Source organism: Pseudorhodobacter ferrugineus DSM 5888, from assembly GCF_000420745.1.
In the GTDB taxonomy this organism is placed as follows: Bacteria; Pseudomonadota; Alphaproteobacteria; order Rhodobacterales; family Rhodobacteraceae; genus Pseudorhodobacter; species Pseudorhodobacter ferrugineus.
Genome location: NZ_ATVN01000021.1, coordinates 36,015 through 51,879 on the forward strand (window position 1 = coordinate 36,015; position 15,865 = coordinate 51,879).

The 15,865-nt window shown below is 58.0% G+C and carries 17 protein-coding genes, 2 tRNA genes and 1 pseudogene; 5 read left to right on the top strand and 15 right to left on the bottom strand.

Annotated elements, in window-relative coordinates:
- The 10 genes and pseudogenes from G560_RS0115835 to G560_RS0115880 form a co-directional block, all read right to left on the bottom strand.
- Positions 1–1,125 carry an acetate/propionate family kinase gene (locus G560_RS0115835; RefSeq protein ID WP_022705278.1) on the bottom strand — a complete coding sequence of 375 codons (1,125 nt, stop codon included), beginning with the start codon at positions 1,123–1,125 and terminating at the stop codon, positions 1–3.
- 9 nt (positions 1,126–1,134) lie between these two features.
- Entirely contained in the window at positions 1,135–1,881 is a 747-nt protein-coding gene (locus tag G560_RS0115840) for a sulfite exporter TauE/SafE family protein (RefSeq protein WP_022705279.1), read from the bottom strand.
- 6 nt (positions 1,882–1,887) lie between these two features.
- Positions 1,888–3,666, bottom strand: a complete 1,779-nt coding sequence (gene xsc / locus G560_RS0115845; protein ID WP_022705280.1) for a sulfoacetaldehyde acetyltransferase — start codon at positions 3,664–3,666, stop codon at positions 1,888–1,890.
- 85 nt (positions 3,667–3,751) lie between these two features.
- Positions 3,752–5,233: an aminotransferase-like domain-containing protein gene (locus G560_RS0115850; RefSeq protein ID WP_022705281.1), complete on the bottom strand. Its 1,482-nt coding sequence runs from the start codon at positions 5,231–5,233 to the stop codon at positions 3,752–3,754.
- Between the two features lie 221 nt (positions 5,234–5,454).
- Positions 5,455–6,198: an isocitrate lyase/phosphoenolpyruvate mutase family protein gene (locus G560_RS0115855; RefSeq protein WP_022705282.1), complete on the bottom strand. Its 744-nt coding sequence runs from the start codon at positions 6,196–6,198 to the stop codon at positions 5,455–5,457.
- Positions 6,199–6,243: 45 nt separating this feature from the next.
- Positions 6,244–6,390: an Ada metal-binding domain-containing protein gene (locus G560_RS20780; RefSeq protein WP_425311428.1), complete on the bottom strand. Its 147-nt coding sequence runs from the start codon at positions 6,388–6,390 to the stop codon at positions 6,244–6,246.
- Positions 6,375–6,431: pseudogene (locus G560_RS21790) on the bottom strand (hypothetical protein); the annotation flags it as partial. The pseudogene G560_RS21790 and the gene G560_RS20780, both read right to left, overlap by 16 nt.
- A gap of 239 nt (positions 6,432–6,670) precedes the next feature.
- Positions 6,671–8,050 (bottom strand): aminotransferase family protein, encoded by a 1,380-nt coding sequence (locus tag G560_RS0115865; RefSeq protein WP_022705284.1) that lies wholly within the window; start codon positions 8,048–8,050, stop codon positions 6,671–6,673.
- 198 nt (positions 8,051–8,248) lie between these two features.
- Positions 8,249–8,497 carry a hypothetical protein gene (locus G560_RS0115870; RefSeq protein ID WP_022705285.1) on the bottom strand — a complete coding sequence of 83 codons (249 nt, stop codon included), beginning with the start codon at positions 8,495–8,497 and terminating at the stop codon, positions 8,249–8,251.
- A gap of 313 nt (positions 8,498–8,810) precedes the next feature.
- Positions 8,811–9,548: an SDR family NAD(P)-dependent oxidoreductase gene (locus G560_RS0115880; protein ID WP_028914179.1), complete on the bottom strand. Its 738-nt coding sequence runs from the start codon at positions 9,546–9,548 to the stop codon at positions 8,811–8,813.
- 227 nt (positions 9,549–9,775) lie between these two features.
- Between G560_RS0115880 and G560_RS19525 the strand changes: the two genes are divergently transcribed.
- Together G560_RS19525 and G560_RS0115895 are read left to right on the top strand one after the other, a co-directional pair.
- The gene (locus tag G560_RS19525) at positions 9,776–10,303 is read left to right on the top strand and encodes a YtoQ family protein (RefSeq protein WP_211215451.1); all 528 of its coding nucleotides are present in this window, start codon (positions 9,776–9,778) and stop codon (positions 10,301–10,303) included.
- Between the two features lie 62 nt (positions 10,304–10,365).
- Positions 10,366–10,455, top strand: a tRNA-Ser gene (locus G560_RS0115895).
- Between the two features lie 222 nt (positions 10,456–10,677).
- Here G560_RS0115895 and G560_RS0115900 read toward each other — a convergent pair.
- On the bottom strand, positions 10,678–10,881 hold the full coding sequence (locus G560_RS0115900) for a hypothetical protein (RefSeq protein WP_022705288.1): 204 nt from the start codon (positions 10,879–10,881) through the stop codon (positions 10,678–10,680).
- Between the two features lie 299 nt (positions 10,882–11,180).
- Between G560_RS0115900 and G560_RS0115905 the strand changes: the two genes are divergently transcribed.
- Genes G560_RS0115905 through G560_RS0115915 form a run of 3 tightly spaced genes read left to right on the top strand, consistent with a single transcriptional unit; the run spans position 11,181 to position 13,221 of the window.
- A complete protein-coding gene (locus tag G560_RS0115905) occupies positions 11,181–11,996 on the top strand; it encodes a hypothetical protein (protein WP_022705289.1) in 816 nt (271 codons plus the stop codon).
- Positions 11,997–11,999: 3 nt separating this feature from the next.
- Complete coding sequence (locus tag G560_RS0115910; protein ID WP_022705290.1) at positions 12,000–12,197, top strand: hypothetical protein; 198 nt, start codon at positions 12,000–12,002, stop codon at positions 12,195–12,197.
- Positions 12,181–13,221, top strand: a complete 1,041-nt coding sequence (locus G560_RS0115915) for a tyrosine-type recombinase/integrase (protein ID WP_022705291.1) — start codon at positions 12,181–12,183, stop codon at positions 13,219–13,221. Before G560_RS0115910 ends, G560_RS0115915 begins: the two co-directional genes overlap by 17 nt.
- Positions 13,222–13,277: 56 nt before the next feature.
- Here the strand turns inward: G560_RS0115915 and G560_RS0115920 are convergent.
- The 4 genes from G560_RS0115920 to tuf form a co-directional block, all read right to left on the bottom strand.
- Positions 13,278–13,353 (bottom strand) — tRNA-Trp (locus G560_RS0115920).
- A 38-nt stretch (positions 13,354–13,391) separates the two neighbouring features.
- The gene (locus G560_RS0115925; RefSeq protein WP_022705292.1) at positions 13,392–14,195 is read right to left on the bottom strand and encodes an alpha/beta hydrolase; all 804 of its coding nucleotides are present in this window, start codon (positions 14,193–14,195) and stop codon (positions 13,392–13,394) included.
- The gene (locus G560_RS0115930; RefSeq protein ID WP_022705293.1) at positions 14,192–14,380 is read right to left on the bottom strand and encodes a hypothetical protein; all 189 of its coding nucleotides are present in this window, start codon (positions 14,378–14,380) and stop codon (positions 14,192–14,194) included. The genes G560_RS0115925 and G560_RS0115930 overlap by 4 nt, the downstream gene beginning before the upstream one ends.
- A gap of 367 nt (positions 14,381–14,747) precedes the next feature.
- A partial coding sequence (gene tuf / locus G560_RS0115935) for an elongation factor Tu (protein ID WP_022705294.1) occupies positions 14,748–15,865 on the bottom strand: 1,118 nt, incomplete at its 5' end.

Here is a 15,865-nt window from a genome sequence, read left to right on the forward strand (position 1 = left end):
CTAAACCCCTTTGTCCATCACGCCTGCGGCCTCAACCGCGATCCAGGCTTCCTCGGCTGCGGGGATGACCCAAGCGGATACTAAAGACTTGGAATCATGCAAGAAATCTCCCGTTGTACCATCGCCCGTCACCAACCCGGTAAAGGCCAATCCCGCCATAATCTGCCCCCGCATTCCGGTATCATGTTCACCGATCCCGCCGGTAAAGGCCAGTGCATCAATGCCCCCCATCGCCGCAATCATCGACCCTGCATGGCGCACCGCCCAATAGGCGAAATGGTCCCGCGCAAACCGCGCCTGCGCCGTGCCCGCCTGTGACAGCGCCCGCATATCGGACGCACCGCCAAGGGCCAGCAACCCGCTTTCTTTGTTCAAGATCCGGCTCGCGCCCGCGATGCCATGCACCTCGGCCAAACGCAGCACGGCGTTGCCATCAATGCCGCCACTGCGCGTCCCCATCGTCAACCCTTCCAGCGGCGAATAGCCCATGGTGGTCGCCACCGACCGCCCATCCAGAATAGCACAAAGTGACGCGCCATTGCCCAGATGCAAGGCCAGCAAACGGTGCGGCAAAGGCCCCCGCACCGCCACCGCCTGCACCAGACTGGCATAGGAAATCCCGTGAAAGCCGTACCGCCGGATACCCAGATCGGCCACCGATTGCGGCACGGCATAGCGCGTGGCGACATCCAGCTGGCCCGCATGAAAGGCGGTGTCGAAACTGGCAAATTGCGGCAAATCCGGTGCCAAAACCCCAAGCGCGCGAATGGCGGCCAGATTGGCGGGGTTATGGAGCGGGGCCAGCGGTACGCAGGCCTCGATTCCCGCGATAACCGCATCGTCAATCCGGCACGGGGCCACCAACGCAGCCCCCCCATGCACCACGCGGTGCGCCGCCGCCGTCAGGGTGCCAACACCGTGCCCCGCGCTGTCCAAGGCCACCAAACACGCCGCCACAGCCGCGCGGTGATCGGGCGCATCCACCGGCCCAACCGCGCCGCCAAAGGTTAACCGCGCCGCACCACCCACTTCGGCCACAGCGCCTGCCGCCACCTCAACCCCATCCGCGAACACCGCGAATTTGACCGAGGATGACCCCGCATTGACCACCAAAATCTTGCGCATAGTTCCCCTTCACACTGCCGCTTTGATCAGCGCCAGCACCGCCAGCACCGCCAGCAGCCCAATGGCAAAGCGCCGAAATTCCTGCGGATCAGTGCCAAAGAAATGCCGCCCGCCCAGCCACGCGCCCAGCACCACAATCGGCAGGCCCCCAGCCACAGCAACCAACGTATCCCAACCGATCAGCCCGTGCCACCACATCAAGGGCACCGTCACCCCGTCCAACAGCGCGAAATAGGCAATCAGCGTGGCGCGAAACCCGCGCGCGCCCAGCCCTTGGGCGGTGAAATACGTGGCCACGGGCAGCCCGCCCATCCCCACCGCATTGGCAAGGCCCGATATCACCCCCATGCCACCATGATGCCCCACACCCTGCGGCCGCGAAATGACAAAACCGCGCAGCAAAACCGCACACATCACCAGCACATAAACCGCCATGACGGCCCGCGCCGCATCGGGGGGAACCTGCGTTATCGCCCACAGGCCAATCGGCACACCCACCGCTGCCCCCGCAACCAATGGCCCAACGCGCCGCCAATCCACATCGCGCGAAATGCCGGTCCATTGTTGGAAAATCATCAGAAAATCCAAAATCAACACCACGCCAACCATATGCAGCGGGCTGGTGACAAGCGATGCCCCCGTCACCGTCAGAGCGGCAAAGCCAAAGCCGGAATAGCCCCGCACAAAGGCCGCCCCAAACAAGACCACCGCCATATAGGCGGCGGTCAGCGGTGTGAGATCAAAGGGCAGGTACACCCGATGTTATCCGGCAAGCGGTTGGCGGCGCATGTCTTCCTTGGAAATGCCTGCCACAGCCACAGGGGCCTTCATCGCATCGCGGCGGAAGGGTTCGCCAAGTTCTTGGTTGATCATCACCTCGATAAACGTGGTTTTGCCTGCCTTTTGGTCGGCAATCGCCTTGTGCAGCGTGGTGGTCAATTCCTCCATGCTGCGCACAACAATACCGCCCAACCCGCAGGCCTTGGCAATGCCCGCATAGGACACTTTTTCATCCAACTCGGTGCCGACAAAATTGTCCGAATACCACAAGGTCGTGTTGCGCTTTTCCGCGCCCCATTGGTAGTTGCGGAAAATGACCATCGTGATCGCGGGCCATTCATCGCGGCCAATCGCTGTCATGTCATTCATCGAAATCCCGAACGCCCCGTCACCGGCAAAGCCTACCACCGGCACATCCGGCCGCCCGATTTTCGCGCCCATGATGGCGGGAAAGCCGTAACCGCACGGCCCGAACAGACCGGGGGCAAGGTATTTGCGCCCTTCCTCAAACGTGGGATAGGCATTGCCGATCGCACAGTTGTTGCCGATGTCGGAGGAGATAATCGCCTCTTTCGGCAGGGCCGACTGGATCGCGCGCCACGCCATGCGGGGCGACAGCCAGTCGGGTTTCGCATCACGCGCCCGCTGGTTCCACGTGGTGCCCACGTCATCTTCCTCGTGGTCCATCGAGGATAGCTGCTGCATCCACGCCGATTTGGTCTGCGCAATCGTGGCTTTTCGGTCCTTGCGACCCTCATCGCCTGCGCCCGCCGCCAGTTTCTCCAAAATCGCGGTGGCCACCTTTTTCGCATCCCCCACAATGCCCACGGTCACGGGTTTGGTCAGGCCAATGCGGTCGGGGTTCAGATCGACCTGAATAATCGCCGCCGATTTCGGCCAATAGTCGATGCCATAGCCCGGCAGGGTCGAAAACGGGTTCAACCGCGTGCCAAGGCACAGCACAACATCGGCGCGTGAAATCAGCTCCATCCCGGCCTTGGACCCGTTGTACCCCAGCGGCCCGGCAAACAGCGGGTGCGACCCCGGAAACGCGTCATTGTGCTGATAGCCGCAGCACACGGGCGCATCCAGCCGTTCCGCCAAGGCCATTGACGCCGGAATAGCCCCCGCCAGCACCACGCCCGCGCCGTTCAGAATGACCGGAAACTTGGCGTTCGACAGCAGCTTTGCGGCACGCTCAATCGCATCCTCGCCGCCCGCAGGCCGTTCAAATTCAACGATCTTTGGTAAGTCTATATCAATCACCTGCGTCCAGAAATCGCGGGGAATGTTGATTTGCGCAGGGGCGCTTGCCCGCTTGGCCTTCAGGATCACGCGGTTCAATACCTCGGCCATACGGCTTGGGTCGCGCACCTCTTCTTGATAGGCGACCATGTCCTTGAACAGCGCCATCTGTTCAACTTCCTGAAAACCGCCCATCCCGATGGTTTTGTTCGCGGCCTGCGGGGTGACCAGCAACAGCGGCGTATGGTTCCAATAGGCGGTTTTCACAGGCGTCACAAAATTGGTAATGCCGGGGCCGTTTTGCGCCACCATCATGCTCATCTTGCCCGTCGCGCGGGCATAGCCATCGGCCATCATGCCCGCAGTATATTCATGCGCGCAGTCCCAAAAGTTGATCCCCGCCACCGGAAACAGATCGGAAATCGGCATCATCGCCGACCCGATAATGCCAAAGGCATCCTCGATTCCGTGCATTTGCAACACTTTTACAAAGGCTTCTTCGGTGGTCATCTTCATGGCGCAAACTCCGGCAATGGGGGGCGGCAATCACGCCGCGTTGGCACCAGATTACGCTGGCACATATTCCCCCTAGTAGGGCCAGTTACCCCGCTGCCTTAGGTCCAGCCTTTGCAATCGCCGCCGCGATCAACCCCACCCCTTCGGCAATCCGCCCCACAGGGATGGTGGAATAGGCCAAACGGTAATAATTGCGCGGCGCGCGGGCGGGGTCAAAGAACACGCGGCCCGGTTCGATCAGCACGCCTTGGGCATGCAAATCCTGCGCCAAGACTTCGGTATCCACCCCTTCCGGCGCCACCATCCAAAAACTCGACCCGCCAACCCCGCCTTGCCCCGCAACCACCAAACCTTCCGCCTCTATCGCCTCGGCCATCGCCAAACGCCGCCGCTTGAACGCCTGCTTCATCCGGTTCACCAAGGCATCATAATGCCCAAGCGACAGGAAATACGCCGCCGTGCGCTGAATATGCCCCGGCGGATGGCGCAAGGTCAGCGCCCGCAGCGCCCGTGCCTCGCGGATAAAGCCTTCAGGTGCCACGATATATCCCAACCGCAACCCCGGAAAAATCGACTTGGAAAAGGAGCCCACATAAATCACCCGCCCCTCGGGATCCATCGACTTTAGCGCAGGCGATACGGCGCGCAGAAACGACATCTCGAACTCGTAATCATCCTCGACAATCACAAAATCCCGCGCGCTCGCCGCCTCCAACAACGCCCGCCTGCGCGCCATAGGCATGGTCGCATTGGTCGGGCAATGGTGGCTGGCACTGGTAAACACCACCCTCACACCCTCGGGCAAAGCCTCGGGCGGCAGGCCATCGGCATCCACATCGACCCAATCAACGACCGCCCCCGCCTGCTGCAAAATCCCGCGCAAACTGGGATAGCCGGGGTTTTCCACCACCGCCCGCACGCCGGGCCCCGTCAAAACCTGCCCCGCCAACCACAGCGCATTCTGCGCCCCCATCGTCAGCAACACCTCACCCGCATGCGCCTCGATCCCGCGCCGTGGCAGGATGTTGCGCAGGATATATTCAATCAACAACGGGTCATCGCGGTCATAGTAATCCGATGTCAGCGCCTCGAAATCCCGCTTGCCCAGCGCCCGCAACGCACATTGCCGCCAATTCTGATGGTCAAACAAACTGGCATCCGCCTGCCCGTAAATGAACGGATAGCGAAAGCTGGCCCAATTCGCAGGCCGCTGCAAATGCTCGGCACTTGAAAACCGCTGCCCCGTCAACGCCCCGTAATCCACCTGATCGGCAGGCAAACGCGGCCCCACCTCAAACTCGGGCTGCAACGGCGCGCTTTCGGACACAAAATACCCCGACCGCCCCCGTGACATCAGATAATCCGACGCCACCAAATCGGTATAGGCCAGCGTCACCGTGATCCGGCTGACCCCCAGATGCGCCGCCAAGCCACGGCTGGATGGCATCTTGTCACCCACCCGAAACCGCCCCGCCACAATGCCCTCGGCCACCAATTGCCGGATACGCTGCTGCAAAGTGCCGTTCAAATTGCCATGCAAGAAAAACGCTTCGGGGGGGATCGCCATTCTGGCCTCAAATCAAAACAAATCTGGACCTATAGCGCGCCCGTCCAACCGCCTTGTCAAGCGGCCTATTGCTTTTCGACGTTAACATGAAACAGTGCGCATCACATAACGCATTGAAATCTTTTATTTCAGGCAGCGATATGTGATTCGTATTTAAGTCGAAACGCTTTAATTTCATCTTGGCCTAAATACCTACGCAGCCCCCCCCAACAAGTACCGCCTCAGCCAACCGCCGCTGTGCATCGCTCGGTCAACGCACCCATCGCCTCGCGGTACGGTCCTGGCCCGTGGCTGAGCCGGCCCACACCTGCGCGGGTCAAATCAGCGATCTGCATATCCCCCTTGCGCATCGCGTTCACGGGCAGGTCAACTGCCGCACAAATCCGGCCAATCAGCGCGCTGTCGGTCAATCCGGGCACGAAAAACCCGTCCGCCCCCGCGCCTGCATAGGCCACGCCCCGCGCAATCGCCGCATCCACCAAACCCGCATGCCGCCCCACGTCCGGCTCTTGCAAAAACACATCCGTGCGCGCGTTGATAAACAGGTCCCCGCCGCGCTTGGCCGCCGCAATCCGCGCCACCTGCACCTCAATGCTATGCAAACCCGTGCCCCCGATAATCTGGTCCTCAAGGTTTATCCCAACCGCCCCCGCAGCCGCAATCTGCGCCACGTTTTGCGCAACGCGGTCGGGGTCCACGGCATAGGCCCCTTCAAAATCTACGCTCAACGGCACATCAACACTGGCCGCAATCCGGCCCACAATCTGCACCAACAGCGCCAGCGGAATGGCCTCGCCGTCACTGTACCCTTGCGCCGCCGCAACCGACCAACTGCCCGTGGCAACGGCCACCGCCCCTGCATCGACCACAGCCTTGGCACTGCCCGCGTCCCAGATGTTATAAAGCACAAGCGGATTGCCCCGCTGATGCAACGCGTGAAACTGCTTTGCCTTGTCGTTCATCATTTTTTTCTCCCGTTAGCGCGCATAGTGCCGCTTAATTTCAATCATTCATTGTTTGCGCCACAAACCCCCGCCATAGCTGGTCAGCGTCTTGATCGCAGGGTCCACCTCGGCCATCGGGGCCATCGGGTGGCAGCGTTTGCAGGCGCGAAACCCTGCTTCAATGCAGGCCCCAACCGTCTCAAAAAAGAGCAGTTTTCCGGCTTCGGCTTGCGCGCGGGGCAAGCCGAATGCACCCCGAACCGCGCCCCAAAGTCCGCGTCCGCATTAAAATTTGGTAAACAGAATTTCTTAAGTCTTTGTTTTCAATAAAACAGCCCGAATGTCCGCGCGCGAACATTCGGGCTGTTTTCACGGGTTTCAAAAACCGAAGCTAGAAAAAGACCTTTCTAAGGGGTCTTTCCCTATCAGGAAAAGACCTTTTTAAGGGGTCTTTCCCTATCAGGAAAAGACCTTTTTAAGGGGTCTTTCCCTATCAGGAAAAGACCTTGGTCAACGCCTTGTCAATCGCATGGGTGATCTGATCAATATCATCCGCCGTGGCAATCAAAGCAGGCGACAGGCACAAGGTATTGTTCAGCCCTGTCAGGCTCCGGTTTGTCATGCCAATCAAGACCCCTTGGGCCGCACAATCGGCCACCACCGCCGCGACCTTCTTTTCATCCGCAGGCTCTTTGGTATCGCGGTCCGCCACCAGCTCGGCCCCGCAGAACAACCCCTTGCCCCGCACGTCCCCGATCACCCGATGCTTGTCCATCAGATTATAAAGGTTCCCCATCAACCGCTGCTCCATCCGGACAGTATTGCCCAGCAGGTCCTCATCCTCCAAAATCCGCATATTCTCCAACGCCGCCGCAGGCCCCGCCGTGCAGCCACCAAAGGTCGAAATATCGCGGAAATAGGACAGCGGGTCGTTGGCATCATCCTTGAACTGCTCAAACACCGCCTCGGTCGTCACCATGCAGGAAATCGCCGCATAGCCCGAGGCCAAGCCCTTCGCCATGGTCACGAAGTCCGGTTTGATCCCATAATGCTGATAGCCAAACCATGTTCCCGTACGCCCCATGCCGCAGACGACTTCGTCGATATGCAGCAAAATGTTGTACTTCGTGCAAATTTCCTGCACCCGCTCCCAATACCCCGCAGGCGGCACGATAACCCCGCCCCCCGCCGTGATCGGCTCCAGACACAGAGCGCCCACAGTATCGGGCCCTTCGCGCAAGATCACCTCTTCAATCGCATCCGCAGCGCGGCGGCCATAATCCTCTACGTCCCACTGCTTGCGATATTCAAGGCAATGCGGCACCTCTACAAAACCGGGTGTGAAGGGGCCATACTGGGCGTTACGCTCAAACTGCCCACCCGCCGACATGGTGGCGATGGTGCCGCCATGGTAATCACGGTTCCGGTACAGGATCTTATATTTCCGGCCCCCATGATGGCGGGCCGAAAGCTGGCGCACCATCTTAAAGGCTTTCTCATTCGCCTCCGAGCCGGAGTTGGCGTAATACACGCGGCTCATGCCTGGCATCTTTTCGATCAGGCGCTCGGCAAAGATCGCGCTGGGGACAGTCCCCGTGGACCCACCATAAAAGTTCATCTTTAAAATGGCATCATAAACCGCACGCGCCATGCTTTCGCGGCCATAGCCGACATTAACCGTCCACACCCCACCTGCAACGGCGTCCAGATGCTCTTTGCCCTTGGCATCCCAAACGCGCATGCCCTTGCCTTCAACGATGATGCGCGGGTCATTCACCTCAAACCCTTTGTGCTGCACCAAATGGTGCCACATATGGGCGCGGTCCGCCTCAATCACGCCGGACATATCGTTGCTATGGGTCATCGTTTCCATGGGAACACCTTTTGCGAAATCCGGTTGTGGCAAGGCCAGCCGGTAAGGGATGAAGATCGTTTATATCTGCCCAATAATCGCGCTTTGCCAAGCCCAGACGTAGGGCCAGACGCAACGCATATTTAAGACCAGTTTGCAGGCAGTGCGGCCGATGGCCCGTCCCCTGTTGCTCTGTGCCAGCGGATAGCCGCGACCAGACTACGGAAAAAGCATGATTGTTGGAAAAACCCAAAAAACAGCCACGCCGATCTGGTCACGGGTTAGGTCTGCACCTTGGGCAAGTGTGGCGTATACCGAGGCCAGTATATCGGGGGCCAGTATATCGGAGGCCAGTATATCGGGGGCCAGCGCCACACCGTTCGACAGCGCGTGCAACGTCCGCGCGGCGTGCAGATCGCGGCTTCGACCATACCAGAAGACTGACCGCGATCGCCACGTTGCAGCCATCTCAAAAGCTCGCACTTGGGCGCATCACAGAAACGCTCGGGGTTTTGACCGTCCTCGGGCTCTGGCTCTGGCTCGGGAGAGCAATTTGCATCGCCTCGACGGTCATTTTTGCGGTTCGCCACCCCAAATTTGGGGGCTTTCGCTTTTCAGATCGCAATATTGCAGTATAGCGATCAGTCCCCCAATCAGACCGGTTTTATGCGCCACAGCAAAACCGGCCGCGTCACAAACGGCCTTTTGATTTTTCGCACGATCTGCGCAGCGCTGCCCCCCTGTGCCACAGTCTCTGCTTGGCCGTTGGCAACTGACCCGCTCAATAGGTCGCGCGCCCTCCCGAAAGATCAAAGACCCCTGCGGTGGTAAAACTGTTCTCGTTTGACACAAGCCACAAGATCATTGACGCTGCCTCGTCCAACTCCAAAAAACGCCCGCGCGGAATTTTTGACAGCATATAGTCGATATGCTCTTGCTTCATCTGATCAAAAATGCGGGTTTTCGCGGCGGCAGGGGTCACACAATTCACCGCGATATTCAGGCCTGCAAGTTCCTTGCCCAACGATTTGGTAAAGCCAATCACCCCCGCTTTGGACGCCGAATAGGCCGAGGCATTTGGGTTGCCCTCTTTCCCCGCAACCGAGGCGATGTTGACGATCCGGCCATAGTTTTGCGCCGTCATCATCGGCACAACCACCTTGTTAACCAAAAAGGTGCCATTCAGGTTGATCGCCACAATCCGCGCAAATTCATCAACCGGATATTCAGCTACGGGCGCATTCATACCGGCAATCCCTGCCGCATTCACCAAAACATCAACCCGACCAAAGGCCTGTGCGGTTTGCGCAAACCCTGCCTGAACCGAGGCCCAATCGGCCACATCAACCTGCACCGCAATGGCATCTCCGCCCAAATTCGTCGCCGTTGTTCTGGCCAACTCCACATCCATGTCCCAAATTGCCACGCGCGCGCCCGCGCCCGCCAATGCCGCGGCGACCGCTTGGCCAATGCCTTGGGCACCCCCTGTCACAATCGCCGTTTGCCCTGCAAAACCCATATTCGTCCTCCTTTTGCTGCCAAGAGTGTTGAACCAACCCCGCCAAGAGAGATGGCCGCGCATTTCAGGGCAGACCTGCGGCCTGTCTAAGATGCCTCTGGTGCGGTTTCGTGCCGCGCTTCGTGTCTCCGCCTTGCCACGGTATGCAATGTCTGGTGTTCGCTTATCAAGGCCCGTATGCGGCTACTCCGCATTCCAGAACTCAATCCAGATATTGATACTCCGGTTTGCTTGGACACCGTTGGTGGCTTCATGCAGGTAAACGGCCTCCAACTTCAGCCATCGCAGCGCCATTCGATGAAGATGTTGTCCACTGCCCGCTCGTGCATGTGCCCCCCGGGCAACGGGTATTTGGTGACCACCCGATCAATCTCATGCGTCAGCTTACGTCTCTCAGCGTTTACCCCACCGACCACGAGGCTTCAGGTGATTGCGGCGTCACCCTTTTGGGCCCCGACACGTCGAAATTTTGGTACAACCAAAAATGTGCCAAACCGAGCGCAAACCGCACCCGCCATGCGATTGGTGCCGCCGATATCGTGGTGCTGCGTTTTAGCGAAAACTCTAAGCAATACAACGCTGCCTTAGATGCCGGACCAGCGACAACTTTGGGAAAATCACTGATTGGGATGCGCCGAGCCAGACACGAGCACGCCCTAAAGGAAATAAACACTGCCGCGGCAGCTATGGTCACAAATGCTGAGAAGGTCACCCAAACCCTGCGCTACACCCTGACCATGGCCATGCAACGCTAATTCCGCATCCCCGTGTTTTCACCCTTGCCCACGCGCCTGTGCATTGTTAAATGACCTACGTCGGAGGCGTGGCTGAGAGGCCGAAAGCACTCGGTTGCTAACTGAGCGTACGGGGAACCGTACCGTGGGTTCGAATCCCACCGCCTCCGCCAACCACACCGCTTATGTAATTGAAAACGCTATATTTTTTAATTTTACTTGAGATTCACCCCCCACTCCCTCCCCCACCTTGCAGAAACACGACTCAGTTTTATGCCCGTATCTGTCCGTATTTTCGGCCCGCGCGCCTTTATAGGCCCTCACAACGTAAAAGCCCCGCGCTGGGCGGGGCATCTGGGCGGTTTAGACCTTAGGGTAATCTTAGGGTGTCGCGCTTATCCCGCGCTTGCCGTTTCCGCCCGCTCCAAATCGGCCAGAATGTCAAAAGCCAATTCCGCCGCCATATCCAGAACGCGCCCGCCGCCAACGTGGCCCAAGGTTGCCGCCGCTACGTCCTCGCCATCAACAGCCAATGATAGAACCTTGAGAAGGCTCATAAGGTTATAGGCGCGGTCGATTGTGGTTTTTGCTTTGGTCATTGCGCTAACTCCAACTTTTGCTCATGCCAGCCTTTGCCGCCGCGATAGTGGTGCAAGTTACCCAAGCCCGCGCGCCCTGTTGCCCAGAATGCCACGGCCTGCCCGTCAAATACCGCCCAAGATACACCCTTGATATGGTCGACACCTTCAGGGGCATCGGCAAGTAACAGGGCGGTTACCCCATGAACATGACTGCCCCCCTACCATAGACGCCACCTATTTCCGTTTCCAGCGACATTGCTCTGATTAAGAAGATTGCCGACCTTGCTGTTGAAACTTTCACTAAAAGAGGATCAGGGATGTCAGCGCATTCGCTCAGCTTGCTGGCAAACTCGGTGGATAGACTTCGCAATGTTGCCCTGCTCGACCAGTATCAAATCCTGATCGCATGTGGCCAAAGCGCGGCTCAGATGCATGGGCCAAATGACGCGATGGCTTGGGGAATTCGAGCAACTCAACTTATCTTTTCAGCGCAAGCTATTCTGGATGCATACCTCGTTATCGATACCTGCCGTGGCGTAAAAGCCACCGAAAAACTCTGGTCCGGTCAATTGATCGAGCATGACTGGATGAAAATCGAACTTCTCGATTATGCTTGGCAAAGGCTTAAACCATGTTGCCCACAGGTCTTGGGCTTTTTGGTTGCTATGGCCCACCAGGCTGGCAATCACGGCGGCAGTTGCATATCCATTTACGGCCCTAACTTTACCACACAAATGTTTCGGGCTTCTGGCAAAAATGGTATGGCCAAGGCCAGTCCACTACTGAAAACGCCTTCCCATAAGCTCGTATATCGTGGTGGGTTCACATCTGAACCGAGTAAACTTGCCTCTGGCATGTGCTGGACTGAAGACCTTGGCTTAGCGGCATGGTTTGCTGACCGCAGGATGGGGCAAAAGGGTGATGCATTCATCCTGTCCACCCGCAGCGACAAGAGCGAAACGCTGGCGAGGTTTGAACATGAAAGCGAGGTTGTCTTCACTTTCAACAGCAGCCGCAGTTTTGAGGTCATCGCAACTGGCGAAAACGAGTGTCGTGCCTTCTTGGCAGAGCTTGAACCAGATGAAGACCTCAACATAAACGACCCTCTGCAATTCCAACCCAAGGAAGCTTGAACCATGACACGGCGTCTTTCAACATTTCGGCAATCTGATGTGGCACGAGCGGTCAAGGCGGCCCAAGCCGCAGGGCTTGCCATTGGAACCGTTGAAATTACGCCCGATGGGACAATCCGTGTTGTTGTCGCTGATACAGGTGCAATTGCCTCAGCTTCACCATTCGACCAATGGAAGGTGGACCATGCGCGTCAAAATTAAAGGCATCAACAAGGTTGCCAAGCGTTTGGCTGATGGCACCAAAGCCACCTACTACTACGCATGGAAAGGTGGGCCACGGCTTCCTGGAAAGCCCGGCGACCCCGCATTCATCACCGCTTACAATGAGGCCATCGCCACTCAAACTGAACAGCCAGTGGGAACACTTCAATCCATATTGAACACCTATCAGGCATCCCCAAAATTCGCCGATTTGGCGGATCGCACCCGCAAAGACTACATTCCCAACATCCGCCAGATCGAAGCAGAATTCAGCGCATTTCCGATTGAGGCCCTGACAGATCGCCGCTGCCGAGGAGAGTTCTTTGCTTGGCGTGATCGCCTTGCCGCAAAATCTCGCCGTCAAGCTGACTATGTGTATGCGACCTTAGCGGCAATTCTGGCATGGGCCAATGATCGTGGCTTGGTGCCATTGAACCCGTGTGAACGCCCTGGGCGGCTCTATAAGGCCGACCGTGCAGACATCATCTGGTCCGAGGCGGACGAGGCTGCCTTCCTCACCACAGCGCCCCAGAGGCTGCGCCTGGCCTATCTGCTTGCAGTGTGGACTGGGCAACGCCAAGGCGACCTCCTACGGCTACCATGGGCCGCTTATGACGGCACTCACATCACCCTCAAACAAAGCAAAACCAAAGCCCGCATAAAAATCCCTGTCGCTACCCCTCTCAAGGCCGCCCTTGATGCAACATCAAAAGTAGCCATCACCATTCTTACCACCACGAAAAAGACATCTTGGACCACGGATGGGTTCAAAACGTCTTGGCGAAAGGCTGCGAAGAACGCTGGGATCACTGGTCCGACATTTCACGATCTGCGGGGGACCGCCGTTACACGCTTGGCACTCAGCGGCTGTACGAATGCCGAGATCGCAAGCTTCACTGGCCACAGCCTTGAAGACATCGACCGCATACTTGATGCGCACTATTTGCACCGTGATCCGCGCATGGCAGAATCGGCTTTGAGGAAGCGGGAAACGCTTGATGCGAGAACAAAAACTCCCAACTGACCTCCCAACTGCGGAGGTGGTCGGGGACTATCTTCTACCTAAGTGATTGAAAAGGCTGGCAGGAGTTGGGGGACTCGAACCCACGACCCTCGGTTTTGGAGACCGATGCTCTACCAACTGAGCTAAACTCCTGTGCCTGATGCGGGGAATAGGCCAAAGCCTTGGTGAAATCAAGGGGCATCTGTCCAATCGGATGCAGGTTTATGCGTTGCCGTTACCTGCGCCAAAAGGCTGGTCAAAAGGTCAAAATAGGGCTGCCCTTGCGCATCCACCCCATTCAGAAACGCCGAGATCTGTGGATTGTGCCCTTCGATACCTGTCTCGATCAGATGCAGGTCTGCCCCCTGCCCTTGCGCGCGCTGCGCCGCAAACCTCGGGTTTTCCGGCCCGATAACACGGTCCTTGCTGCCGTGCAGCATGACACAAGGCGGCCCGTTTGGGGCCAGCCGCCACGGTTGCACCATCGCCCCCGCAATTGACAGCACAGCATCGGGGCGGGGCAAGGTTTCGTGTGGCGGCGGATAGGCCAATGACAGGCTTGCAATCCCGCCGGCCGAAACACCAACACAAACCATCGGTAGCCCCGCCACTTCTGGCACCAAACCCGCCTGCAACGCAGCCATCGCAGCCCCGATGTCGCGCATCGCCGCTATCATCGCAGGCCCGCACAGCCGCGCCGCCAGTGTCAACCCAATGGCCTTTGACCGTGCCTGCATCGCGGCAATTTGCTTGGCGTCTTGCACTGAGAACGCCGCCAATCCAGTGCGCAGGCGGTAGTCGGGCGATACCACCGCCACCCCTTGCGGGATCAGCCTTTTGGCCAAGTCATGCACCATCGGCTCATTCCGGCTTCCCTTTAAAAACCCGCCGCCGTGCAGGTACAAAACCACTGCGCGGGCCGGTCCGGTCGGGCAATAGGCATCCAAAACCAACCTATGTTCGGGCGCAAAGCACAGGCCCTCCAAAACCCTCATCTTTTGAACCGCATCAGGGCCGCCACATCGCCGGGCGGGTTGAAATCAACCGCCCGGCGATGGCGGTCCGGCGCAATTGTCAGGCGATCAATCGCTGCGGCCAAATTCACCATGCAAAGGCCTTCGCGCCCCTGCTCAAGACGCATGGCGTGCTGCCCATCGGCGGTCAAAACCGGGCTTGGCATAGACCCTCCTTGTCAAAAGCGTTTTGCTATAAACTTCAGCCACATAACGCTGCCAGTCCTCAAAGACGTCAATGCGTTCTATGTCGCGCCGTGTTTCAAGTTTATATCGAAACGTTCTCGGGCGCGACGCATTGTATTGGCAAGACCCATCCGATCCCGCCAAAACCTGGTGGCAATTTAAACGGGGTGCAGGGGCATTGTCATCCCCGCTGACTCGAACGCGTGTTGTTTGCATTAAAATTTAGTTAATTTTATTTAGGTTATCGTTTTGAAACAAGTGTTTACGAAAATGTCCGCGCGCGAACAAAAAAGGCGCGCAAGGTTCCCCTCACGCGCCCTGATCTTTCTCCGAAAGCTCTCGCTTAAATTAAGCGATGATCTTCGAAACGACCCCCGCCCCTACCGTACGGCCGCCTTCACGGATGGCGAAGCGCAGTTTTTCTTCCATGGCGATTGGGGCGATCAGTTCAACTTCGAACTTCAGGTTGTCGCCAGGCATAACCATTTCAGTGCCTTCCGGCAGCATTACTGTGCCCGTCACGTCGGTCGTGCGGAAGTAAAACTGTGGACGGTAGTTCGCAAAGAATGGCGTGTGACGGCCACCTTCTTCTTTCGTCAGAATATAGGCTTCTGCTTCAAACTTGGTGTGCGGCTTAACACTACCTGGCTTACACAGAACCTGACCGCGCTCGATGCCCTCACGGTCAACACCGCGCAGCAAAAGACCCACGTTGTCGCCAGCCTGACCCTGATCCAGCAGCTTGCGGAACATTTCAACACCGGTACACACGGTTTTCTTGGTGTCGCGGATGCCGATGATTTCCATCTCTTCGCCGACTTTGATGATGCCGCGCTCGATACGACCCGTGGCAACAGTGCCACGACCCGAGATCGAGAACACGTCTTCAACTGGCATCAAGAACGGCTGGTCAACAGCGCGTGCAGGGGTCGGGATATACTCGTCAACCGCTTTGATCAGCGCGCGGATAGACTCTTCACCAATCTCTGGGCGCGTGCCGTTCATTGCGTGCAAGGCCGAACCACGGATGATCGGAATGTCATCACCGGGGTAATCGTACTTGGACAGAAGCTCGCGGATTTCCATTTCCACCAGTTCCAGCAGCTCTTCGTCGTCGACCTGGTCAACCTTGTTCATGTAAACGACCATGTAGGGAATACCTACCTGGCGGCCGAGCAAGATGTGCTCGCGGGTCTGTGGCATTGGGCCATCAGCCGCGCTCACAACCAAGATCGCGCCGTCCATCTGCGCCGCACCGGTGATCATGTTTTTCACATAGTCAGCGTGGCCGGGGCAGTCGACGTGGGCGTAGTGACGGGCTTCCGACTCATATTCCACGTGCGCAGTCGAGATCGTGATCCCGCGTGCCTTTTCTTCGGGTGCGCCGTCGATCTGGTCATAGGCGCGGAATTCGCCAAAATACTTCGTGATCGCAGCTGTCAACGTCGTTTTGCCGTGGTCAACGT

Coding starts and splice junctions, on each gene's coding strand:
- G560_RS0115870 (WP_022705285.1), bottom strand. CDS start 8,497: ATGGCTGCAACGTGGCGATCGCGGTCAGTCTTCTGGTATGGTCGAAGC.
- G560_RS0115910 (WP_022705290.1), top strand. CDS start 12,000: ATGACACGGCGTCTTTCAACATTTCGGCAATCTGATGTGGCACGAGCG.
- G560_RS0115855 (WP_022705282.1), bottom strand. CDS start 6,198: ATGATGAACGACAAGGCAAAGCAGTTTCACGCGTTGCATCAGCGGGGC.
- G560_RS0115905 (WP_022705289.1), top strand. CDS start 11,181: ATGTCAGCGCATTCGCTCAGCTTGCTGGCAAACTCGGTGGATAGACTT.
- G560_RS0115880 (WP_028914179.1), bottom strand. CDS start 9,548: ATGGGTTTTGCAGGGCAAACGGCGATTGTGACAGGGGGTGCCCAAGGC.
- G560_RS0115900 (WP_022705288.1), bottom strand. CDS start 10,881: ATGACCAAAGCAAAAACCACAATCGACCGCGCCTATAACCTTATGAGC.
- G560_RS0115865 (WP_022705284.1), bottom strand. CDS start 8,050: ATGGAAACGATGACCCATAGCAACGATATGTCCGGCGTGATTGAGGCG.
- G560_RS0115850 (WP_022705281.1), bottom strand. CDS start 5,233: ATGGCGATCCCCCCCGAAGCGTTTTTCTTGCATGGCAATTTGAACGGC.
- xsc (WP_022705280.1), bottom strand. CDS start 3,666: ATGAAGATGACCACCGAAGAAGCCTTTGTAAAAGTGTTGCAAATGCAC.
- G560_RS0115925 (WP_022705292.1), bottom strand. CDS start 14,195: ATGAGGGTTTTGGAGGGCCTGTGCTTTGCGCCCGAACATAGGTTGGTT.
- G560_RS0115835 (WP_022705278.1), bottom strand. CDS start 1,125: ATGCGCAAGATTTTGGTGGTCAATGCGGGGTCATCCTCGGTCAAATTC.
- G560_RS0115930 (WP_022705293.1), bottom strand. CDS start 14,380: ATGCCAAGCCCGGTTTTGACCGCCGATGGGCAGCACGCCATGCGTCTT.
- G560_RS0115915 (WP_022705291.1), top strand. CDS start 12,181: ATGCGCGTCAAAATTAAAGGCATCAACAAGGTTGCCAAGCGTTTGGCT.